Consider the following 20,819-nt stretch of genomic DNA (forward strand, 5'->3'; position numbering starts at 1 on the left):
ACCGGCTGCTCACGCCGTCGTCCAGCGGTGAATACTTGAGGCCTGGGCGGCGGCCGGCCGCCGCGGTTCGACGGGCACGTGGACAGGGAGCGGCACTGATGGCTGGAACGGCACAGATCGGCGTCACCGGGCTCGCGGTCATGGGCCGCAACCTCGCGCGGAACTTCGCCCGCAACGGGTACACCGTCGCGCTGCACAACCGCACCGCGAGCCGCACGCACGACCTCGTCGAGCAGTTCGGCTCCGAGGGCTCGTTCGTGCCGGCGGAGACCGCCGAGGAGTTCGTCGCCGCGCTCGAGCGGCCGCGCCGGCTGATCATCATGGTCAAGGCGGGCGACCCGACCGACGCCGTCATCGACGAGTTCGCACCGCTGCTCGAGCCGGGCGACGTCATCATCGACGGCGGCAACGCGCACTACGCCGACACCCGCCGGCGCGAGGCGAAGCTGCGCGAGCAGGGCATCCACTTCGTCGGCACCGGCATCTCCGGTGGCGAGGAGGGCGCCCTCAACGGCCCGAGCATCATGCCCGGCGGCTCCGACGAGTCCTACCAGTCGCTCGGCCCGATGCTCGAGAAGATCTCCGCCAAGGCCGCCGACGGCTCGCCCTGCTGCACGCACATCGGCGCCGACGGCGCCGGGCACTTCGTCAAGATGGTGCACAACGGCATCGAGTACGCCGACATGCAGCTCATCGCCGAGGCGTACGACCTGCTCCGCCACGCCGCCGGGTACGAGCCGGCCAAGATCGCCGAGATCTTCCGCGGCTGGAACACCGGCCGCCTCGACTCCTACCTCATCGAGATCACCGCCGAGGTACTCGCCCACGTCGACGCCGACACCGGCCGGCCGTTCGTCGACGTCGTCCTCGACCAGGCCGAGCAGAAGGGCACCGGCCGCTGGACCGTGCAGATCGCCCTCGACCTCGGCGTCCCGGTCAGCGGCATCGCCGAGGCCGTCTTCGCCCGGTCGGTGTCCGGTCACACCGACCTGCGCGCCGTCGGCGCCTCGCTGGCCGGCCCGTCGCCCGCCGACGTGGGCGCGCTCGACGCCGACGACGCCGAGCGGTTCGCCGCGCAGGTCGAGCAGGCGCTGTACGCGTCCAAGGTCGTCTCGTACACGCAGGGCTTCCACCAGATGCAGGCCGCGGGTGCGGAGTACGGCTGGACGCTCGACCTCGGCGCCATCGCCGGCATCTGGCGCGGCGGCTGCATCATCCGGGCGGCCTTCCTCGACCGCATCACCGCGGCGTACGCCAAGGACGCGGCGCTGCCGAGCCTGCTCGCCGACGAGCAGTTCGCGGCCGAGATCGGCGCGGCGCAGGACGCCTGGCGCGCGGTGGTGTCGACGGCGGCGCGCCTGGGCATCCCGGTACCCGGCTTCTCGACGGCGCTGGCCTACTACGACGCGCTGCGGGCGCCGCGGCTGCCGGCCGCGCTGACCCAGGGCCAGCGCGACTTCTTCGGCGCCCACACCTACCGCCGGGTCGACCGCGAGGGTTCGTTCCACACGCTCTGGTCGGAGGACCGCTCGGAGGTGCAGGGCTGAGCGCAGTGGGCGAGGTGTTCGCCGGTCGCTTCGAGCTGGTCGACGTGCTCGGCCGCGGCGGCATGGGCGACGTCTGGCGGGTCTGGGACCAGCGCGAACGGGCCTTCCGGGCGGCGAAGCTGCAGCGCCAGTCCGACAGCGCCTCGCTGCTGCGCTTCGTCCGCGAGTCCTCGACCCGGGTCGACCACCCGCACGTCCTCGCCCCTACCGGCTGGTGGGCCGACGACGGCCGCGTGCTGATCGTCATGCCGCTCGTCGACGGCGGATCGGTGGCGGTGCTGCTGGCCGACCACGGGGCGCTGGGGGACCGGTGGGCCCGGACGCTGGGCCTGCAGTTGCTCGACGCGCTGACGGCGGTGCATGCGGCCGGCCTCGTCCACCGCGACGTGAAGCCGTCGAACCTGCTGCTCTCGGCGACGGGGACCGCGGCGCCGGAGCTGTGGCTGTCTGACTTCGGCATCGCCGTCCGGGCCGACGAGCCGCGGCTGACGCACCACTCGGAGGTCGTCCACACGCCCGGCTACTCCGCGCCCGAGGTGCTGGGCGGTGCCGACCCCGATCCGCGGCAGGACCTCTACTCGTGCGGGGTCGTGCTGGTGGAGCTGCTGACCGGACGGCGCCCGGGTGCCGACGGCGATGGCCCGGTTCCGTCCGGGCCGTTCGCGGAGCTGGTCACGGGCCTGCTGGCGGCGGACCCGGCCGATCGGTACGGCTCGGCCGCCGAGGCGCGCGAGGCGTTGGAGGCGGTGCCCGTGCCGGCGCCGTCCGGCGAGCCGATCGAGGTCTTCGACCAGCTGCCACCCTGGCCGCCCGGCTGGGGACCGGGCGGGCCGGTCCCCGTCGCACCGCCACCGTCGTCCAGCCCCGTCGCGGCGCCGCGGTCGGAGCCTGTAACGCCGCAGTTGTCGGTGCCCGCCCGTAGGGTGGGCCCCCTCCCAACCGGGCGGGGACCAGAACCGCAGCCAGAAGCGGAACCGGAGCCCGAATCTGAGCCGGCCCCGTCGTCGGCGCCCGCACCGGGACCGTCCGCGACGCGGCGCGCACCGTGGCCGGCGGTGGCGCTCGCGGTCCTCGGGGTCGGGCTGCTGGTCGCGGCCGTCGTCACGGCGCTGGCGTAGCCCGGTTCCGGCGCATCAGTGCGCCCGCGCCGCCGAGGGCCAGCACACCGGCCGCCGCCAGTCCGATGGTGAGCCACGGCGTGCCGGAGCTGTCGCCGTCGTCGCTGGTCAGTGCCTGGTTCTCGGTGTCCGGCTCGCCGGTCACCTCGTCGGTCGGCAGGTCCGTGACCTGCTCATCACCCGAGCCGCCACTGCCGCCGTCGACCAGGGCCGAATCGGCGGCCGGGGGAGTGAGGCCGTCGACGTCGGCGTAGGTGGGCGCGGTCTCGCCGGCGGTGCCGTTGGTCTTCAGGGTCAGCGTGTACTCCATCGGGTCGCCCGACGTGTCGAACGAGACCTGCACGTACCGCAGGCCCGGGATGCTGGCCCCGGCGCCGCCATTGCGGTGGAGGTAGCCGACCGTCTGCGTCAGGGTGCCGATGCGGTAGGACGTCGTGCCCGCGGGGAATGCGCCCCACACCCCGTCGGTCCAGTCGGAGGGTTCTCTGCCGAAGAGGTCCACCCTGGCGTCGTCGCGCACCGGTCCGGAGATCTGGACAGTGGGGCCGTGGGTGGCCAGACTCTCACCCGTCGGCAGCGCGCTGTCGAACTGCGCCTGCAGGCTCTGGCCCCAGTCGAGTGGGATCGCGACCACCTGCGTCTCGCCCAGGTTGATGTCGAACGCGTAGGTGCCGTCGGAGACCACCGGCGCGTTGGAGATCGACGTGCCGGGGACGACTCCGGTGACGGGCTCGCCCGGCTCCAGCGGGGTCCAGGCCGGCTCCTGCGGCCGGGGGAAGAGGTCGCCGCCGGACGGGTCGGCCAGCGGCGGCTCCTCGTAGACGGCGATTTCGACCGGTTCGGCGGCCAGGTCGCCCTTCTGTGGCGCGACCTCGACGTAGACGACGTCGGCGGTGTTGCAGGGGTTGTCCGCGTTCTCGACCCAGCTCGTCGCCGAGGTGTAGCCGAGCGTGCCCAGCGGGAACGACGAGCGCTCGCCGCACAAGCCCAGCGAGCCGGGATCGTCGCCGGGGTGATGGGTGCTCACGTTGACCCAGTCACCCATGGCGCCGAAGGCGATGCTCCGGTGGGTGACGCCCACGTGGATGGTGCTGTTCGGGACCGTCCGTTCGACGCGGTACCAGAGGCTGCCCTCCTGCGGGAAGGTGTCGAGGTACTGGCCGGTGGAGATGGTGGGGGCATCGTCCGGCGTCGCTGCGCCCTTGATCGGTGTGCCGGTGAGGTCGAACGGGCGCGAGGCGCGGGTGGTCGAGGTGTCGAGCGACTGCACGAGGTCTTCGGCGTCGGCGGCGTCGTAGTAGGTGCCGTGGCCGTTCTCGGCGATGCAGCGCAGCTTGTCGCGGGCCGCGGCGTCGACGTCGAGGCCGACCACGTCGATGCGCACGTCGACACCGTCGCCGGCCAGTTCGGTGGCGACCGTGCACGGGTCCGGATCGCAAGTCGGCTCGCCGTCGGAGACCAGGACGATGGTGCGGGGTCCTTCGGTGCCCAGGTCCTTGCCGGCCTCCTGCAACGCGTAGCCGATCGGCGTCTCCCCGTACGGCTCGTAGCCGTCGAGCGCCGAGGTGAGCTGGTCGCGGTTGCCTGTGCCGGGCTCGACGATCAGCTGCGAGTCGGTGCACGCGCCGGGGTCGTTCTGCGAGAACACCTCGGCGCCGTACACCCGCAGGCCGACCTCCTGGTCGTCGGGGAGACCGCCGACGACCTCGCGCAGCGCGTCCTTGGCGGCGTCGATGCGCGTGGTGCCGTCGGGCGTCGCCTCGGACATCGAGCCGGACGAGTCGAGCACCAGGACCATGCGGCTGGCCGGGTCGATCGGCTCGGTCTGCGCCTGGGCGGAGGCAGGGACCAGGACGGCGATGACGGAGGCGGCGACCGCTGCGGCGACGAGACTCTCATGCGAACTCCCGACCTGATTTGCAGTTGCAAACGTACGGTGAGTCTGGACCGGAGAACCCGTGCGTGTCAACATGGTTGCGGATTCACGGGTGCAAATCGTTGGAGGGCGCACATGGCGGACGTCGACGCCAACCGCGCGGCGCAGCGCGACATCTACGGCGAACCGCTGGGGGCGATCGTCGACCGCTGCCGCGCCACGCTGGGGCTGACGCAGGGGAGGGTGGCGGCATTGCTGGGCATCTCGGCGCCCATGCTGTCGCAGGTCATGAGCGGGCAGCGGATCAAGATCGGAAACCCGGCGGCGGTCGAACGGCTGCGCGCCATGGTCGAGGCCACGGACGCCGTCGCCGCCGGCCGGTTGGCGGGCGCCGACGCGATCGCGCGCATCGAGGCCGCGGGCGGGCCGGGGGAGTTGCTCACCGGCGCCACCACCCGGCGCACGTCGGCGCGCGAGATCGCCGAACAGGTCCAGAGCCTGTTCCGGCGGGTCGCGTCGGCGTCGGACTACCTGTCGGCGGCCGGGCGGATCGAGGACGCCCACCCCGAGATCGCCGAGCTCTTGCGCGTCTACGGCGCCGGCCGCACCGACGACGCCGTCGCCCACCTCGCGGGGCCGGTCACGGCACCCTGATCACCTCAGTGAGGGCGGCGATGCTGTCCGGGCCGTGGCCGGCGGCCCCAGCCCTGCGGATCAGGTCGTGCAGCGGCCGTAGCCAGGCGTCGTCGATCCCGGCATCGCGGGCAAACTCGAGGTCCCAGTCCGCGCCGGTGAGGAACAGGTCGACCGACGACGCGCCCGCGCTGTAGTCGCGGGCGTCGATCTCCGCCGCGAACAGGGGCAGGATCTCGCCGATCATCGTCAGCCAGCGGACGGAGTAGGGGACCAGCTCGCTCGCCGGGATCCCGCGGTTGCGGGCCGCGGCGGCGCCGGCGAAGAAGCCGACCAGCGCGGGCAGCAGGGTGGCGCCGACGGCAGACTCGTAGAACTTGGCGAGGTCGGGCTCGTCGCCCAGCAGGACGGTGTCGCCGCCGAGGGCCCGGAGGGTGGCCGCGTGCTCGGCGAACCCCTCGGGGTCGCCGGCGTAGTAGAGCAGGGTTCCGGCCTTGCCGACGGCGTCGGGCACGTCCTTGACCGCGCCGTCGAGGAACCGGATGCCCTGCTCGGCCGCCCAGGCGGCCATGCCTCGAGCGCCGGTCGGGGTGCCGCTGTTCAGGGTGACCAGCACGCGACCGGCCCAGGACGCCGTCGTCGACTCCAGCACCGCGCGGGTGTCGTCATAGCCGGTCAGGCAGGCGATCACGAGCGGACTGGCGGCGACGGCGTCGTCGACGGCGGTGGTGTGGCGGGCGCCTTCGGCGACCAGGGGAGCGGCCTTCGACGGGGTACGGTTCCAGACCGTCGTCGGGTGGCCGGCGGCGAGGAACGCGCGGGCGAGCGCGCTGCCCATCGAGCCGAGTCCGAGGACGGTGACGGGCGCGGGCTGGTGGTCGGTCATGGGCACGATGCTGTGTTCTATACTTGCCTGTGCGCAAGTACCTACACTTCTGTTCGGTACCCACAGTTCTGTATGTCAAGAGGTCAAAGCCGTGACTCAGCGCAACTTCACCTCCGGGCTCGACGCCGCGGTCGCCGTCATGGGCGGCAAATGGAAGGGCCTCATCCTGTTCGCGCTCCAGGACGGCCCGCTGCGCTTCGGCGAGCTGCGCCGGACGGTGGGTGGCATCAGTGAGCGGATGCTCATCCTGCAGCTGAAGGAGCTGCAGACCGCCGGGCTCCTGCACCGCGAGGTGTACCAGCAGATCCCGCCGAAGGTCGAGTACTCGCTGACCGACTTCGGCCGCTCGCTCAACGACGCGCTCGCGCCGCTGGGCGAGTGGGGCGAGGACAACATGGAGCGCATCGAGTCGATCCCGTTCGAGTAGTTCCCCGCAATGCACCTGGCCATTAGGCTGGTGCCATCTCGGGGGAGCGGAGGACGCCGTGCCACGCAACTGGGGTCGATGGGCGTGGGCGACGGCGGCAGCTGCGGCTGCCGCTCTGTGTGCCAGCGGCACGGTCTCGGCCGGTCCGGTCACGGCGGCGGGCGCCTGGATCTGCATGCCGTGGCCGGACGACGGCCTGGCTACGGTGGGGCAGTGGCTCCCCAATCATGGCCCGGGCACGGTCACCCTCACTCATGTGGCACTCCGCGAGCCGGTCGGCGTGGCAGTGGTCGAGGCCTCGCTCATGGCCAACCATCAGGTGCCCGGCGGCGGCAGCCTCGGGATGGACTTCGGGCCGCACCCGCCGTCGTTCGACCCGGCCGACGGTTCTCCCGAGCTCGCGGACGAGTGGGCGCAGCGGCTCCCGGCGGTCGGCGCGCAGATCCCGGCAGGCGAGGTCCGCGCGCTGATCTTCGGCGTCCGCCGGACGACGGAGGACCGGCCGGCCACGCTGCGCGGCTTCGACGTCACCTACGTCGACGGCGGCCGCTCCCATCGCGTCGTCATGGACGGGGACATCATGCTCGGGCCTGATGTGCAGGCCTGTGAGGCATGGGCGGAGCGTTGACCTCGGCCTGGGAGCGGCGCCTTCTGCTGGCCGGCGTCGTGGCCGCGGCGGCTCTCTGCGCCGCCGGCACCGTCGCCGCCGGTCCGCTGTCGGAGGCCGCCGGAGGCGGGGGACTGTGCGCGCCGTCGCCCACGGGCGGCCCGGTGACGGCGAGCTACCCGTTGCCCAACAGCGGACCGGGAATCGTCACCATCGACCACGTCCGGCTGGTCGATCCCGAAGGCCTGACCCTGGAAGCCGCGCACGTGGTGCCCGGGCGGTTCGTCATGGGCGGCCCGTACCCGCCGGACTTCACCAGCGCCGACGCGTTTCCGGAACTGCTGCCCGCTTGGGAGCAGCGGGTCGACGCCGTCGGCGCGCTGGTCCCGCCCGGATTCGGCCACGACCTAGTGGTCGGGCTGCGGCCGTCGGGCCCAGGGGAGTCGAGCATCGACGGGGTCGAGATCGCCTACTCCGAGGGCGGTCGGTCCTACCTGGTGACGTCACTGCTCAGCGTCACGGTCCGCGCCGGGTCGTCGGCCTGCGGCTTCAGCTGAGCCGCCGGAGCCGGTATAGGTTCTTGCAATGCACGTGCCACGCTAGGCTGGGCAGGTGCCACCTCGCTGGGTTCGACGGCTCCTGCTCACCGGCGTCGTGGCCGCCGCGGCTGTCTGCGCCGCGGGCACCGTAGCGGCCGGCCCGCTGGGTGGGTCGGGCAACCTGGTGGGCGTACGGTCTCCGGACGGCGGGCCGGTGACGATCAGCTACCCGCTGCCCAATCTCGGACCGGGGACCATCACGGTCGACCACGTCCGTCTGCTCGACCCCGACGGCATCACGTTGGAAGCGGCGCTCGTGTTGCCGGGGCGCTTCGTCATCGGCGGCCCCTTCCCGCCCGACCTCACCGGTGAGCAAAGCCAGCATCTGCGTCCCGCCTGGAGCCGGCGGGTCGACGCCGTCGGGGCTCGGGTGCCGCCGGGCCGCGACTACGACCTCGCCGTGGGCCTGCAGCCGGCCCATCAGGGGCGGTCCAGTATCAAGGGCGTCGAGATCGCCTACACCGAGGGCGGCCGGTCCTACCGGCTTGCGTCGCGCATGGAGGTCACCATCTGCGTCGGACCGCGCTGCGCGCTCAGCTGATCGCGGGCCTCGGCCGCCGTCAACGCGCGGTGGAACACACGACACACCGAAGCGACGCCGGATGTCTTCCTTTCGGGGGGAGGACCTGGCGTCGCCTCGTCTGGGCCCTCATCTCGTTTAGTTGACATAATGTGCATTATCGGCGTTAGGCGAGCAGCCGCACACCAGCCAGCTTGGCCGCACGGCGATCGAACGTCACGGTGTGGTCGCAACCCGCCTGGCGTGCCGTCTCAGCGATGAGCGCATCAGCAAAGTCGGCTCCGGCGGCTGCTGCATCCAGCGCCTGGCCGACCACCGCGGGATTCTCGACGACGAACTCGTCGGCGCTCACCACGTCGCTCAGCACTCGAGTGACCTCGCTCGCGTCGAAGCCGTACGAGCGCTGTAGCACCCAGGAGGTCTCGGCCAGGGTGACGAGGCCCAGATAGCCGGGCTGCCTGACGGTCAGGCTCTCGATCACCCTGGTGGCGATCCGCGCCTGAGCCGGGTCGTCCTGCGTCAGATAGCGCACCAGGACGTTGGTGTCGACACCGATCATCCGAGCGACTCGGCCGCGCCGCTCGCGATGCCGGCGTCCATCTCGTCCAGGGTCTTCGGCTCGCCGTCATACCGCAGCCGCCCCTTGAGCTCCTTGACGCTGCGCGCCCGCCGGCTGAGCACGTAGTCACCGTCCTCGTTCTTGGTGAACGTCACGCGAGTGCCTGTCATCAGACCCAGCTCCACACGAACCTGCTTCGGAATGGTGATCTGTCCCTTGCTGGTCATGGTCGCAGAGAACACTCAGCATCGCCTCCTTACACCATGGTAAGGAAGCGATGCTGCCCGAGCAAGCCGAGCAAGCCGGTCAGGCGTTCGTGGCGGCCTTCCAGAGGTGGCCGTCCGGGTCGCTGAACGTGCCGGAGTAGCCGCCCCACTGGGCGGCCTCGGCCGGCTTGAGCACGGTGGCCCCGGCTGCGACGGCGGCCGCGAAGACCTCGTCGACCTCCTCGCGGGTGTCGGCGATGTAGTGCAGCGAGAACCGGCGGAAGCCGGAGCCCTCGGCCTTCACGCCGGCGTCACCTGCCACCGCCTCCCAGCGGTACAGCGCCAGCTTCGTCGCCCCGCCCAGCCGGCACAGCACGAATCCCGGCTGGTCCTGCTCGAGCTCGGCGCCCATGCCGTCGACGTAGAACTTCTTGGCGCGGTCGATGTCCTCCACGCCGAGCATGACGACGCTCACCTGCAGCGACATGATGATCTCCTTGCATTGACGATGTCGGTACTCGTCACGCTACGGCCGCGCGCGCCACTGGGGCTTCTCGATTCCTGACCGACTCGATGGCGGGTGGTTTGGTGGTGCCATAGCGCCACCAAACCACCCGCCATCGGGGGCCGAGTGGCCGACGGGAGCTCAGCCGGCCACGTACTCCGCGAGGTGCTCCCCCGTCAGCGTCGAACGAGCGGCCACCAGGTCCGCCGGCGACCCCTCGAAGACGATCCTGCCGCCGTCGTGACCGGCGCCCGGGCCGAGGTCGATGATCCAGTCGGCGTGCGCCATGACCGCCTGGTGGTGTTCGATGACGATGACCGACTTCCCGGAGTCGACCAGCCGGTCCAGCAGCCCGAGCAGCTGCTCGACGTCGGCCAGGTGCAGGCCGGTCGTCGGCTCGTCCAGCACATAGACGACACCGTCGCCGCCCCCCAGGCTCGCGGCCAGCTTGAGCCGCTGCCGCTCCCCGCCCGACAGCGTCGTCAGCGGCTGCCCCAGGTTGACATAACCGAGACCGACGTCCTCGAGGCGGGACAGGATGGCCGCCGCCGCGGGCACCTTTCCCGCACCGTCGGCGAAGAACGCGTGCGCCTCGGCCACGGGCAGGTCGAGCACCTCGGCGATGTTCAGCCCGCCCAGCTCGTACTCGAGCACCGCGGCCTGGAACCGCTTTCCACCGCAGTCCTCACACGGGGTGGCGACGGTGTCCATGAAGCCGAGCTCGGTGTAGATGACGCCGGCGCCGTTGCAGGTCGGGCAGGCGCCCTCGGAGTTGGCGCTGAACAGGGCCGGCTTGACGCCGTTGGCCTTCGCGAACGCCTTGCGGATCGGCTCGAGCAGCCCGGAGTAGGTGGCGGGGTTGCTGCGCCGCGACCCCTTGATCGCGCTCTGGTCGATGGCCACGACGCCGTCGCGTTTGGAGACCGAGCCGTGGATCAGCGAGCTCTTGCCCGAGCCCGCGACGCCGGTGACGACCACCAGCACGCCGAGCGGGATGTCGACGTCGACGTCCTGGAGGTTGTGCATGGTGGCACCCCGCACCGACAGCGCCCCCGAAGCCGTGCGCACCGACGGCTTCAGCGCCGCGCGGTCGTCCAGGTGCCGCCCGGTGACGGTGTCGGTCTTGCGCAGGTCGTCGACGGAGCCCTCGAAGACCACTTCCCCACCGCCGGAGCCCGCCCCCGGCCCGAGGTCGACCACATGATCGGCGACGGCGATGGCCTCCGGCTTGTGCTCGACGACGAGGACGGTGTTGCCCTTGTCGCGGAGCTGGATCAGCAGGTCGTTCATCCGCTGGATGTCGTGCGGGTGCAGGCCGACGGTGGGCTCGTCGAACACGTAGGTGACGTCGGTGAGCGACGACCCGAGGTGGCGCAGCATCTTGATGCGCTGCGCCTCGCCGCCGGAGAGCGTGCCGGACGGACGCTCGAGGCTGAGGTAGCCGAGGCCGAGCTGCACGAACGAGTCGAGGTTCTCGCCCAGCGCCGACAGCAGCGGCGCGACGGACGGCTCGTCGAGGCCGCGGATCCACGCGGCGAGGTCGGTGATCTGCATGGCGCAGGCCTCGGCGATGTTGATGCCCTTGACCTTCGACGACAGCGCCGACTCGCTGAGCCGGGTGCCGCCGCACTCGGGGCACGCGGTGAACGTGGCGACCCGCTCGACGAACGCGCGGATGTGCGGCTGCAGGGAGTCGACGTCCTTGGACAGGAACGACTTCTGGATCCGCAGGATCAGGCCCTCGTAGGTCAGGTTCATGTTCTCGAACTTGACCTTCGTCGCCTTCTTGTACAGGAGGTCGTCGAGCTCCTTCTCGGTGTAGTCCTTGATCGGCTTGTCCGGGTCGAAGAACCCGGAGGCCGCGAAGATCCGCACGTTCCACCCGTCGGCGTTGTAGCCGGGGATCGTGAACGGGCCCTCGTTCAGCGACTTGGTGTCGTCGTAGAGCTGCGAGAGGTCGACGTCGGAGATGGAGCCGCGGCCCTCGCAGCGCGGGCACATGCCGCCGTGGTAGATCGCGTCGCGGACGATGGTCTTCTCGCCCGTCGCCGAGGTCATGACGCCGCTGGCCTTGCGTGCCGGCACGTTGAACGAGAACGCGGGCGGCGGCCCCACGTGCGGCTCCCCCAGCCGGCTGAACAGGATGCGCAGCATCGCGTTGGCGTCGGTGACGGTGCCGACGGTCGAGCGCGGGTTCGCGCCCATGCGCTCCTGGTCGACGATGATCGCCGTCGTCAGCCCCTCGAGGACGTCGACCTCGGGCCGCGCCAGCGACGGCATGAAGCCCTGCACGAACGCGCTGTAGGTCTCGTTGATGAGCCGCTGCGATTCTGCCGCGATGGTGTCGAACACCAGCGAGCTCTTCCCCGACCCCGAGACGCCGGTGAACACCGTCAGGCGGCGCTTCGGGATCTCGATGCTGACGTCCTTGAGGTTGTTCTCGCGCGCCCCCTGCACGCGGATCAGGTCGTGGCTGTCAGCGGCGTGCTGCGCCCCCGTGGGCTTGCTCATCGTGTCTCCGTCCGGTCTCGCGTCGTTCGTCAGTTCAGGTGGTTGATGCGGATCAGGTTGCCGGACGGGTCGCGGACGGCGGCGTCGCGCACGCCGTACGGCTGGTCCGTCGGCTCCTGGACGATGTCGGCGCCGCCGGCCTCGAGCCGCTCGAACAGGCCGTCGAGGTCGTGCGTGGCCAGCGTGACCGCGCCGAAGCTGCCCTTGGCGATCAGCTCGAGGATCACCCGGCGCTCGTCGTCGGTGATGCCGGGGTCGACGGCGGGCGGGTGCAGCACGATCGTGGTGCCCGGCTGGTCCGGCGAGCCGACCGTGATCCAGTGCATCCCCTCGTAGTCGACGTCGTTGAGCACCTCGAAGCCCATCAGGTCGCGGTAGAACGCGATGGCGGCCTCGGCGTCGGTGTGCGGGAGGAACGCGTGGTAGATGCGGATGTCCATGGCGGTCAGGCTAGTTGCGCCTCCGCGCGCGCGGCACGATTCGGCTCGCGGTGGCGCAATGGGCGCGTCACCTGCTTGGCCAGGCAGGGCGGCATCTCGGCGGTCTCGCCGGCCATCTGCTCGCGGTAGGTGCTCGGCGGCACCCCGACCAGCTCGGTGAACCGGGTGCTGAACGTCCCCAGTGACGAACAGCCGACCTCGAAGCAGACCTCGGTGACGCTGAGGTCGCCGCGCCGCAGCAGCGCCATGGCCCGCTCGATGCGCCTGGTCATGAGATAGGAGTACGGCGACTCGCCGAAGACCCGCTTGAACTCGCGGCTCAGGTGGCCCGACGACATGTGCACACCGCGGGCGAGCGCCTCGACGTCCAGCGGCTGCGCGTACTCGCGGTCCATGCGGTCGCGGACCCGGCGCAGGCGCGCGAGGTCGCTGAGCCGCTGGTCCTCGGTCGGCCGGCTGGTCATGTCCCGAATCGTACGCCGATCGTGCGGAGCCAGGTGTCTCGTCATGTCCCGATCGTGCGGCGGCTCCCCCGCCGGGCGCTTCTCGAATCCTGACCGGTGCGGGACGGGGTCAGCCTGCGGTCGCGCCCGACTCGGCCGGTGGCCGCTGGCGGAACCCGGCGACGACGGCCTCCAGCACCGACCGCAGCAGCACCTCGAAGTCGAACGGCTCGTCGTCGAGGTCCGGGCTGTTCGCGTGGAACGGGTCGCGGGCGCGGCCCGGGTTCGAGCTGGTCCAGGTGCCGGCCGCCATGACGACGGCGGTGGCGACCAGGCCGCGACCGCGCTCGACGCTGATCCGCCGGTCGGCCGCGTGGACGGCCTCGGCCAGCCCGCGCACATGCGCCAGCGTCGTGCGCCGGTAGCTGCGGACCACCTCGTCGGCGAGCTCGAACTGCTGCGCCGCCGGCATGTACGCGCCCAGCTCGCACAGGACCGGCAGCCCGACGAGTGCCCGGACGAACGCGCCGGCGATGTCCTCGGGCCGCTCCCCCAGGCCCCGGCGGACCAGCTCGTCGAAGCGGCCCCACTCGCGCTCGGTCAGCGTGACGAAGAGGTCGTCGCGGCTGTGGAACTGCCGGGCCACCGTCGACGCCGCCAGGCCCACCCGCTCCCCGATGGTCGCCAGCGTGAGTCCACGAACGCCCTGCTCGGCGATGAGCTCGTGGGTCGCGTCGAGGATCTGGGCGCGCCGGATCGCCTTGTGCTCCGGCCGCCTGGCCCGTTCGAAGCCCATTCACCACTCCCGCTTGATAGTGCAACATCATTGCATTAACTTCGAGGCCATGGCTACCGACGTGTCGTTGCGGGTCAACGGAACGACCCACCATCTGGCGCTCCCGGCCAGGACCAGTCTGCTGGACGCGCTGCGCGAACGGCTCGGACTCACCGGCACCCGCAAGGGCTGCGACCAAGGCGGCTGCGGCGCCTGCACCGTGCTCGTCGACGGCCGGCGGGTGCTCTCGTGCCTGACGCTCGCGGTGCAGCACGACGGCGCCGACGTCACGACCGTCGAGGGTGTCGGCGACGGTGCCGGCGGCCGGCACCCGCTGCAGGACGCGATGGTCCGCCACGACGGGTACCAGTGTGGGTACTGCACGTCGGGGCAGATCTGCTCCGCTCTGGGCATGCTCGCCGAGCACGCGGCGGGGCTGCCCAGCCACGTCAGCGACCGGGTCGGGCCGGACGCGCCCCTCCCCCTGAGCCGCGAGGAGATCCGCGAGCGCATGAGCGGCAACCTGTGCCGCTGCGGCGCCTACAACGGCATCGTCGAGGCGATCGCCGAGACGGCCGGCCGGCCATGAGGGACATCGGCTACGCCAGGGCCACCTCCGGCGACGACGCGGTCCGCCTCGCAGGCGAGCACCCGGGCGCGCGGTACCTGGCCGGCGGGACGAACCTCGTCGACCTGTGGCGCGAGGGCGTCGAGGACCCGGACTTCCTGGTCGACGTCACCCGGGCCGGGCTCGACGGCATCGAGGCGACGGCGGACGGCGGCCTCCTGGTGGGTGCGGGCGTGCGCAACACCGACCTCGCCCGGGATCACCGGGTGCGAACGGCGTACCCGGCGCTCGCGCAGGCGGTGCTGGCAGGCGCCAGCGGGCAGCTGCGCAACCTCGCCACCGTCGGTGGCAACCTGCTGCAACGCACCCGCTGCCTGTACTTCTACGACACCGCGTCGGCGTGCAACAAGCGCACGCCGGGCGCCGGCTGCGACGCGCGCGACGGGTTCTCGCGCATGGGCGCGATCCTGGGCGCGTCGGAGCACTGCGTGGCTGTGCACCCGTCGGACCTGTGCGTGGCGCTGGCCGCGTTCGACGCCGTCGTGCACCTGCTCGGACCGGACGGCGCGCGGCGGGTGCCGCTGACGGAGTTCCACCTGCTCCCCGGCGACCGGCCGGACCTCGAGACCGTGCTGCGCCCGGGTGAGCTGGTCACGGCCGTCGAGCTGCCGCCGTCGCCGGTGGCCCGGACGTCGCGGTACCGAAAGGTCCGCGACCGCGCCTCGTACGCGTTCGCGCTGGTCTCGGTCGCCGCCGCGCTGGACGTCGACGACGGCGCCGTGCGCGCGGCGCGGGTCGCCCTTGGCGGCGTCGCGGCCCGGCCCTGGCGCGCGACCCGGCTGGAGGCGGCCCTGACCGGGGCGCCGGCCACCGACGAGTCCTTCGCCGCCGCCGTCGACGCCGAACTGGCCGGCGCGCACGGAACTCGCGACAGCGCGTTCAAGATCGATCTGGTCCGGCGCACCGTCCCGGCGGTCCTGCGCCGGCTGCGGGACGAGGGCGGTGCGGCGTGACTGACACGACGAACGCGACCGGCGTCCTCGGGGCACCGGTCGACCGCCGCGACGGCGCGGTGAAGACCAGCGGCCGGGCCACCTACTCCACGGACGTCGACGTCGAGGGCATCGTCCACGCGGCGCTCGCGCACGCCACGGTGGCCCGCGGCCGCATCACCGTGCTCGACGTCGAGGCCGCCGCGCGGGTCCCCGGCGTGCTCGCGGTCCTGACCTACCGCGACCGGCCGGCCATGCGGCGCCCCGGCCGGCTCAACCCGCTCAACCTCGCCTCGCTCGCGCCGGGTGTCTCGTCCGGCTACCTGCTCGACGACGAGGTGCACTATGACGGCGAGCCGATCGCCGTCGTCGTCGCCGAGTCCCTGGAGGCGGCCCATGAGGCCGCCGCGCTCGTGCGCGCCGAGTACGAGGCCGCGCCCGACCCCGTCGTCGACTTCCCCGCCGTCGCCGCCGGGGGCGCACCACAGCGGCCCATGCCGATCGGCCCGCCATTGGGCGGCAGCAAGGGCGACGCCGAGGCCGCCCTGGCCCAGGCGGCACACCGGGTCGACGCCACGTTCGTCACGCCGCCGCAGAACCACAACGCGCTCGAGCCGCACGGCTGCACCGTCGTGTGGACCGGGTCGGGACGCGACGCGCAGGTCACCGTGTGGGATGGCTCGCAGAACGTCGACTGGGTGAAACGGCACCTCGCGCGCACCTTCGGGCTCGCGCCCGGCCAGGTGCGGGTCATCAGCGAGCACGTCGGCGGCGCGTTCGGCGGCCGGACCATGGTGTGGGCGCACACCGTGCTGGCCGCGCTGGCCGCCCGCGAGACCGGCCGGCCGGTGCGGCTGCAGCTCACCCGCGAGGGCGTCTACCGGACCGTGGGCGGGCGCAGTCCCTCGATCCAGCGGGTCGCGCTGAGCGCCGGCGACGACGGCCGGCTCACCGCGCTGATCCACACCGCCCAGCTGCGCAAGGGCGCCGTCGGCGGCGCGGCCGAGCAGGTGGTCTCCTGCTCGCACGACCTCTACGACGCGTCGGCGATGCGGCTGGGCACGCAGCTGGTCAGCATGGACCTGCTGCCGAACCAGGTGATGCGCGCGCCGGGCGAGGCCAACGGCACGTTCGCGCTGGAGTCGGCGCTCGACATGCTGGCCGCGTCGACCGGTCTCGACCCGATCGAGCTGCGCCGCCGCAACCTGGCGCCGTCGCGCGGGCCGATCGACGGGAAGGAGTTCTCGCAGCGCCGCATCCTCGAGGCGTTCGACGTCGCGACATCGGCGTTCGGATGGGCGGACCGGCCGGTGGCCCCGCGCTCGATGCGCGACGGGCGGTGGCTGGTCGGCTGGGGCGCGGCGACGGCGTTCCACCCGGCCTGGCAGTTCCCGGCCCACCTGCGGTTGTCCGTGGCCGCCACCGGGACGGTGACGCTGGAGTGCGCCTTCCACGAGCTGGGCATGGGCGCGCCGACGGCCGTGGCGCAGCTGGTCGCCGACCGCCTGGACGTGCCGCTGCCCGCCGTCGAGGTCCGCTACGGCGACACCTCGTTGCCGACGGGGCCGGGGGCGGGCGGCAGCGGCCAGTCGGCCAGCATCGCGGCGAGTGTCGACGTCGCGAGCCGCCGGCTGGTCGCGACACTGGACCGGCTCGGCCGGCGGACGGACGGCGGGGCGTTCGGCGACGGCCGGAGCGCCCACGAGCGCTACACCGAGATCGTGCGCCGTTCCGGGCGCGACGAGGTGACGGTCGAGCTGGGCCCGCGGTCCGGCCTCGCCGCGACCTGGTCCGGGCTGCGCGATACCGTGAAGCTGATGCGCGACCAACGGCGCTGGCTCAAGGCCGCCGCGGGCGCACAGCTGTGCGAGGTGCGCGTCGACGCCGACACCGGCGAGGTCCGGGTCACCCGGTGGGTCGGCGCCTACGACATCGGCCGCGTCATCAACGCCAAGACGGCCGCCAGCCAGATCCGCGGTGGCGTCGTCATGGGCATCGGCCTCGCACTGACCGAGGCCACGCTGGTCGATCCGCGCCGCGGCCGCATCATGAACCCGAGCCTCACCGAGTACCACGTGCCGGTCCACGCCGACGTCCCGCCGATCGAGGTGCACCTGCTCGACCACCCGGATCCGCAGACGCCGCTGGGCATCCTCGGTGCGGGTGAGGTCGGGATCACGGGCGCCGGGGCGGCGGTCGCGAACGCGATCTGGCACGCGACGGGCAGCCGGGTGACGGAACTGCCGATCACCCTCGACGCGGTGCTCCCCCGGCCCGCCGGTTCCTGACGCGGCTACACCCGCGGCACCGCGAGGAAACGCGTCCGCAATGTCCCGATGGTGAGGTTTCACCGTTTGCACAGGTGATCTTCGATCCACCAGAGAGGGACCCGATGCCGAGAAGCGTGTCGAGGGGCCGGGCGGTCGCGGCGGGATGTGCCGCCGCGGCGCTGACCACGGCCGTCCTGCTGCCCGCGGCCCCCACGGGAGCCGTCACCAGCGTTCCGGCCGGCAACGGCGCGACGTGGCAGATCCACGACGCGTCCCCGCCGGGGCTGGACACCGGCAGCATCCGCGCCGTCAGCAACTCGCCTGTCGAGGGGTTCGGCAACATCTTCGTCCGGGTGTCCATTCCAGCGGGCGCGGAAGAACCGCGGCTCAACGGCGAGATGATGCGCGGCTTCGGCCTCACCTTCGACGGTGTCGACACGTTCGAGCCGACGCGGTCGGTGCAGCTCGGCGACGTGCGGATCACCCGCGAGGTGACGGTCGACGGCGCCGACGCGTGGGCGCGGTTCTTCGACACCTTCACCAACACCGGGCGCAAGCCGGTCACCGTCGAGGTCTCGTTCGGCGGATCGCTGGGCTTCGGCGCGGCCCAGAGTCAGGGCGCCATCCGGTCGACGTCCAGTGGCGACGCGGTCGTCGACCGGCAGGATGCGTGGACGCTGGCCGCCACCCCGAACGCCGCGCAGCGCCCGGTCGGCGTCGTGCTCGGCTCCCCCGGGGCGCCCGGCACGCTGGACCGCACCGGCAACCAGCAGCGCGACCCGTTCGACACGCCCATGGCGACGACCGGGCACGAGGCGAACTTCCAGGGTTACGTCAGCACCTTCACCGTCGCGCCCCGCGAGACCCGGTCGCTGGCCCGGTTCGTGACGGTGGGCGCGACCGGCGCCGGCTCCCAGACCGCGGCGGCCGCGCAGCTCACGGCGTTGGCGGCCACGCCCGACCTCTCCGGCCTGACCACGCTGGAGCGCTGCACGCTGCAGAACTGGGACGCCTCGGCGCTCGGCGTCGCCCGCTGCCCGTCGGCGCCGGTGCTGGCGACGCCGTCGGCCGGCCCGCAGGTGCCCGCCTACACGACCTCGTCCTACGACGTCGTCAACACCTCGATCGACCAGATGCTGCGCGACCTCGACGCCGGTGTCACGACGTCGGCCGAGATCACCCGCGCCTACCTGGACCGGATCGCGGTCTACGACGGCGGCCCGCTCGGCTACCACGCGTTCATCCACGTCGCCGAGGACGCCATGCAGCAGGCCCGTGCCGCGGACCGGGCCCGGGCGCGCGGCGCCACGGGCGAGTTGCTGGGCATCCCGCTCGCGATCAAGGACCTCTACGACACCAAGGACATGCCGACCACCGGCGGCACCCTGGCACTCGAGGGCTGGCAGCCCGAGACCGACGCCTACCAGGTGGAGCGCCTGCGGGCGGCCGGCGCCGTCATCATCGGCAAGGCCAACCTGAGCGAGTTCGCCAACTCCGGCGGCTACAGCGAGAGCGGCTGGGGCCAGGTGTGGAACGCGCTCTACCCGTCGAAGACCTCGTTCGGCTCCAGCGGCGGGTCCGCCGTCGCCGTCGCGACCAGCATGGCGGCGGGCGCGCTGGGCAGCCAGACCGGCGTGTCGCTCTACGCGCCGTCGACCGGCAACAGCCTGACGACGTTCCGCGGCACCGACGGCATGGCGAGCCTGCGCGGCATCATGCCGCTGACCTGGGCGCAGGACTACGGCGGCCCCATCGCACGGTCCGTCACGGACCTCGCGCACCTGCTCAACGCCACGACGGGCACCGACCCGCTGGACCCGCTGACGGCGCAGGCGGACGCGCGCCGGCCGGCCGACTGGACGGCGCACCTCGACGCCGGCGCCCTGGACGGGATGCGGATCGGTTACCTGCCGGCCTCGTTCGTCTCCGGGTACGCCGACGACGGCACGGGTGCGGCCGTGATGGAGCACTTCGCCGACCTCGAGGCGGCCGGCGCGACGATGGTCGAGCTCACGCCGCCGCCGAGCGGTGGATCGTCGCCGGGCGGCAGCCGCAGCGAGGAGGGCTGGGCGCGCTACATCGAGCTGCACGACGACTTCCCCTATCCCGACGGCGACGCGCTGCTGGCCTCACCCCTGGTGCTCCCCTACAACCAGCGGGCGCTGCGCGACACCCCGCGGATGACGCCGGAGCAGGTCGACGCCTGGCTGGCCTACCGGGCCACCTACAAGCAGGTCATCGCCGGCTGGATGGACGCGGCCGACGTCGACGCCGTCGTGTACCCGGGCTTCATCAGCGACATGTACAACAACGACGCGGCCGGGAACCAGCTCACGGCCGACCGCGGCACCGGCGTGCTGACCTCGAACGTCGGGCTGCCGACGGTGGTCGTGCCGGTCGGCACCAACCCGCACGGCTACTCGATCTCGATGCAGCTGGTCGGCCGGGCCTGGGACGACGCGGCGATCCTCGGCATGGGCTATGCCCTGGAGCAGCAGGCCCAGGGCCAGCAGGTGCCCGACGACGCGCCCGCGCTGGAGTACCGGCCGAACGCCCGCCCGCACGCCGTTCCGGAGATCTCGCCGCTCGTTCCGGGCAGGGCTCCGGCGGCAGCCGGACTACGCTTCTCCTTCGGCGCGGGCACCGGGCTGTCGCAGCGTGAGAACGACGGCTGATGTCATCGATGACACACCTGTTCTGACATCGATGACACGCGGTAGGGTCGTCCGGGTGAGAGCATATGTGGGGAGTCCTCCGGTTCAACCGGGGGGCTCCCCACATCGACGGACGGACGGGGTATGCGGGCGGACGGGCGGCGCAACCGCGAGGCACTGGTGACGGCGGCCGCCAAGGTGTTCGCCGAGCTCGGCCCCGAGGCGCCGCTGGACGACATCGCCCGCCGGGCCGGGGTCGGCAACGCGACCCTCTACCGTCACTTCCCCACCCGCCGCGACCTGCTGACCGCCGTCTACGCCGACGAGTTGACGGCCCTGCGTGACTACGCGGAGCTGCTGCGCGAGCAGGAGCCGCCGGCCGACGCGCTGCACGGGTGGCTGCGGGCGCTCGCCACGCACCTCACGCACACGAAGGATCTCGCGCTCGCCGCCGACGGCGACTGGTACGGCGCCGTTCACGCGACGGCGGCCGAGCTGCTGGCCGCGGCCCGCGGTGACGGCGCGGCCCGGACCGACGTCGCCGTCGCCGACCTGCTCGCGCTGGTCCGCGGCGTCGCCCTGACGGCGGACTCCCCCGCCCAGCAGGCCCGGCTGCTCGAGCTGGTGCGCCGCGCGGTCGCCGCCGGTTGACGCCAACCGATGCCTTGGCACGGCCGGCCATG

21 protein-coding genes are annotated in these 20,819 nt (G+C 72.5%); 12 read left to right on the forward strand and 9 right to left on the reverse strand.

All coding sequences use genetic code 11. From position 1 onward, the window contains the following. Nucleotides 1-98: 98 nt before the first annotated feature. Entirely contained in the window at nt 99-1,547 is a 1,449-nt protein-coding gene (gene gndA, locus HD601_RS18260; RefSeq protein ID WP_184824224.1) for an NADP-dependent phosphogluconate dehydrogenase, read from the forward strand. 5 nt (nt 1,548-1,552) lie between these two features. After that, on the forward strand, nt 1,553-2,665 hold the full coding sequence (locus tag HD601_RS18265; RefSeq protein WP_184824226.1) for a protein kinase domain-containing protein: 1,113 nt from the start codon (nt 1,553-1,555) through the stop codon (nt 2,663-2,665). Here HD601_RS18265 and HD601_RS18270 read toward each other — a convergent pair. After that, the gene (locus HD601_RS18270) at nt 2,649-4,454 is read right to left on the reverse strand and encodes a VWA domain-containing protein (protein WP_184824228.1); all 1,806 of its coding nucleotides are present in this window, start codon (nt 4,452-4,454) and stop codon (nt 2,649-2,651) included. The genes HD601_RS18265 and HD601_RS18270 overlap by 17 nt on opposite strands. Before the next feature lie 222 nt (nt 4,455-4,676). Between HD601_RS18270 and HD601_RS18275 the strand changes: the two genes are divergently transcribed. Continuing rightward, nucleotides 4,677-5,195: a DNA-binding protein gene (locus HD601_RS18275; RefSeq protein WP_184824230.1), complete on the forward strand. Its 519-nt coding sequence runs from the start codon at nt 4,677-4,679 to the stop codon at nt 5,193-5,195. Here the strand turns inward: HD601_RS18275 and HD601_RS18280 are convergent. Then, nucleotides 5,182-6,060 carry an NAD(P)-dependent oxidoreductase gene (locus HD601_RS18280; RefSeq protein WP_184824232.1) on the reverse strand — a complete coding sequence of 293 codons (879 nt, stop codon included), beginning with the start codon at nt 6,058-6,060 and terminating at the stop codon, nt 5,182-5,184. The genes HD601_RS18275 and HD601_RS18280 overlap by 14 nt on opposite strands. Nucleotides 6,061-6,199: 139 nt before the next feature. Between HD601_RS18280 and HD601_RS18285 the strand changes: the two genes are divergently transcribed. The 4 genes from HD601_RS18285 to HD601_RS18300 are packed head-to-tail and all read left to right on the forward strand — an operon-like array spanning nt 6,200 to nt 8,234. Continuing rightward, nucleotides 6,200-6,487 carry a winged helix-turn-helix transcriptional regulator gene (locus tag HD601_RS18285; protein ID WP_246401510.1) on the forward strand — a complete coding sequence of 96 codons (288 nt, stop codon included), beginning with the start codon at nt 6,200-6,202 and terminating at the stop codon, nt 6,485-6,487. 58 nt (nt 6,488-6,545) lie between these two features. Next, complete coding sequence (locus tag HD601_RS18290; RefSeq protein WP_184824234.1) at nt 6,546-7,115, forward strand: hypothetical protein; 570 nt, start codon at nt 6,546-6,548, stop codon at nt 7,113-7,115. Further along, nucleotides 7,100-7,651 carry a hypothetical protein gene (locus HD601_RS18295; protein ID WP_184824236.1) on the forward strand — a complete coding sequence of 184 codons (552 nt, stop codon included), beginning with the start codon at nt 7,100-7,102 and terminating at the stop codon, nt 7,649-7,651. Before HD601_RS18290 ends, HD601_RS18295 begins: the two co-directional genes overlap by 16 nt. Nucleotides 7,652-7,706: 55 nt before the next feature. Next, nucleotides 7,707-8,234: a hypothetical protein gene (locus HD601_RS18300; RefSeq protein WP_184824238.1), complete on the forward strand. Its 528-nt coding sequence runs from the start codon at nt 7,707-7,709 to the stop codon at nt 8,232-8,234. Between the two features lie 145 nt (nt 8,235-8,379). Here HD601_RS18300 and HD601_RS18305 read toward each other — a convergent pair whose 3' ends face one another. From HD601_RS18305 to HD601_RS18335, 7 genes are all read right to left on the reverse strand, one after another. Further along, nucleotides 8,380-8,772, reverse strand: a complete 393-nt coding sequence (locus HD601_RS18305) for a type II toxin-antitoxin system VapC family toxin (RefSeq protein WP_184824239.1) — start codon at nt 8,770-8,772, stop codon at nt 8,380-8,382. Further along, the gene (locus HD601_RS18310) at nt 8,769-8,999 is read right to left on the reverse strand and encodes an AbrB/MazE/SpoVT family DNA-binding domain-containing protein (protein WP_184830029.1); all 231 of its coding nucleotides are present in this window, start codon (nt 8,997-8,999) and stop codon (nt 8,769-8,771) included. The genes HD601_RS18305 and HD601_RS18310 overlap by 4 nt, the downstream gene beginning before the upstream one ends. Nucleotides 9,000-9,078: 79 nt before the next feature. Then, a complete protein-coding gene (locus HD601_RS18315) occupies nt 9,079-9,465 on the reverse strand; it encodes a VOC family protein (protein ID WP_184824241.1) in 387 nt (128 codons plus the stop codon). Nucleotides 9,466-9,624: 159 nt separating this feature from the next. Next, nucleotides 9,625-11,994, reverse strand: coding sequence for an ATP-binding cassette domain-containing protein (locus tag HD601_RS18320; protein WP_184824243.1), 2,370 nt, complete (start codon nt 11,992-11,994; stop codon nt 9,625-9,627). Between the two features lie 29 nt (nt 11,995-12,023). Continuing rightward, entirely contained in the window at nt 12,024-12,434 is a 411-nt protein-coding gene (locus tag HD601_RS18325) for a VOC family protein (protein ID WP_184824245.1), read from the reverse strand. Nucleotides 12,435-12,439: 5 nt separating this feature from the next. After that, the gene (locus HD601_RS18330) at nt 12,440-12,898 is read right to left on the reverse strand and encodes a helix-turn-helix transcriptional regulator (protein ID WP_184824247.1); all 459 of its coding nucleotides are present in this window, start codon (nt 12,896-12,898) and stop codon (nt 12,440-12,442) included. A 109-nt stretch (nt 12,899-13,007) separates the two neighbouring features. Then, entirely contained in the window at nt 13,008-13,673 is a 666-nt protein-coding gene (locus HD601_RS18335; protein ID WP_184824249.1) for a TetR/AcrR family transcriptional regulator, read from the reverse strand. Between the two features lie 49 nt (nt 13,674-13,722). Between HD601_RS18335 and HD601_RS18340 the strand changes: the two genes are divergently transcribed. From HD601_RS18340 to HD601_RS18360, 5 genes are all read left to right on the forward strand, one after another. Next, a complete protein-coding gene (locus tag HD601_RS18340) occupies nt 13,723-14,241 on the forward strand; it encodes a 2Fe-2S iron-sulfur cluster-binding protein (protein WP_184824251.1) in 519 nt (172 codons plus the stop codon). Next, nucleotides 14,238-15,233: an FAD binding domain-containing protein gene (locus HD601_RS18345; protein WP_184824253.1), complete on the forward strand. Its 996-nt coding sequence runs from the start codon at nt 14,238-14,240 to the stop codon at nt 15,231-15,233. Before HD601_RS18340 ends, HD601_RS18345 begins: the two co-directional genes overlap by 4 nt. After that, a complete protein-coding gene (locus HD601_RS18350; RefSeq protein WP_184824255.1) occupies nt 15,230-17,500 on the forward strand; it encodes a molybdopterin cofactor-binding domain-containing protein in 2,271 nt (756 codons plus the stop codon). Before HD601_RS18345 ends, HD601_RS18350 begins: the two co-directional genes overlap by 4 nt. A 104-nt stretch (nt 17,501-17,604) precedes the next feature. Further along, a complete protein-coding gene (locus tag HD601_RS18355; RefSeq protein ID WP_184824257.1) occupies nt 17,605-20,157 on the forward strand; it encodes an amidase in 2,553 nt (850 codons plus the stop codon). Nucleotides 20,158-20,280: 123 nt separating this feature from the next. After that, nucleotides 20,281-20,787: a TetR/AcrR family transcriptional regulator gene (locus tag HD601_RS18360; RefSeq protein WP_184824259.1), complete on the forward strand. Its 507-nt coding sequence runs from the start codon at nt 20,281-20,283 to the stop codon at nt 20,785-20,787. Nucleotides 20,788-20,819: the final 32 nt, after the last annotated feature.

It is taken from the genome of Jiangella mangrovi (genome assembly GCF_014204975.1).
Lineage (GTDB): Bacteria > Actinomycetota > Actinomycetes > Jiangellales > Jiangellaceae > Jiangella > Jiangella mangrovi.

Bases quoted from the DNA above. Each gene is read 5' to 3' on its own strand.
- HD601_RS18325 (WP_184824245.1), bottom strand. From the start codon at position 12,434: ATGGACATCCGCATCTACCACGCGTTCCTCCCGCACACCGACGCCGAG.
- HD601_RS18345 (WP_184824253.1), top strand. From the start codon at position 14,238: ATGAGGGACATCGGCTACGCCAGGGCCACCTCCGGCGACGACGCGGTC.
- gndA (WP_184824224.1), top strand. From the start codon at position 99: ATGGCTGGAACGGCACAGATCGGCGTCACCGGGCTCGCGGTCATGGGC.
- HD601_RS18280 (WP_184824232.1), bottom strand. From the start codon at position 6,060: ATGACCGACCACCAGCCCGCGCCCGTCACCGTCCTCGGACTCGGCTCG.
- HD601_RS18320 (WP_184824243.1), bottom strand. From the start codon at position 11,994: ATGAGCAAGCCCACGGGGGCGCAGCACGCCGCTGACAGCCACGACCTG.
- HD601_RS18355 (WP_184824257.1), top strand. From the start codon at position 17,605: ATGCCGAGAAGCGTGTCGAGGGGCCGGGCGGTCGCGGCGGGATGTGCC.
- HD601_RS18315 (WP_184824241.1), bottom strand. From the start codon at position 9,465: ATGTCGCTGCAGGTGAGCGTCGTCATGCTCGGCGTGGAGGACATCGAC.
- HD601_RS18275 (WP_184824230.1), top strand. From the start codon at position 4,677: ATGGCGGACGTCGACGCCAACCGCGCGGCGCAGCGCGACATCTACGGC.
- HD601_RS18330 (WP_184824247.1), bottom strand. From the start codon at position 12,898: ATGACCAGCCGGCCGACCGAGGACCAGCGGCTCAGCGACCTCGCGCGC.
- HD601_RS18360 (WP_184824259.1), top strand. From the start codon at position 20,281: ATGCGGGCGGACGGGCGGCGCAACCGCGAGGCACTGGTGACGGCGGCC.
- HD601_RS18335 (WP_184824249.1), bottom strand. From the start codon at position 13,673: ATGGGCTTCGAACGGGCCAGGCGGCCGGAGCACAAGGCGATCCGGCGC.
- HD601_RS18310 (WP_184830029.1), bottom strand. From the start codon at position 8,999: ATGACCAGCAAGGGACAGATCACCATTCCGAAGCAGGTTCGTGTGGAG.
- HD601_RS18295 (WP_184824236.1), top strand. From the start codon at position 7,100: ATGGGCGGAGCGTTGACCTCGGCCTGGGAGCGGCGCCTTCTGCTGGCC.
- HD601_RS18285 (WP_246401510.1), top strand. From the start codon at position 6,200: ATGGGCGGCAAATGGAAGGGCCTCATCCTGTTCGCGCTCCAGGACGGC.
- HD601_RS18340 (WP_184824251.1), top strand. From the start codon at position 13,723: ATGGCTACCGACGTGTCGTTGCGGGTCAACGGAACGACCCACCATCTG.
- HD601_RS18305 (WP_184824239.1), bottom strand. From the start codon at position 8,772: ATGATCGGTGTCGACACCAACGTCCTGGTGCGCTATCTGACGCAGGAC.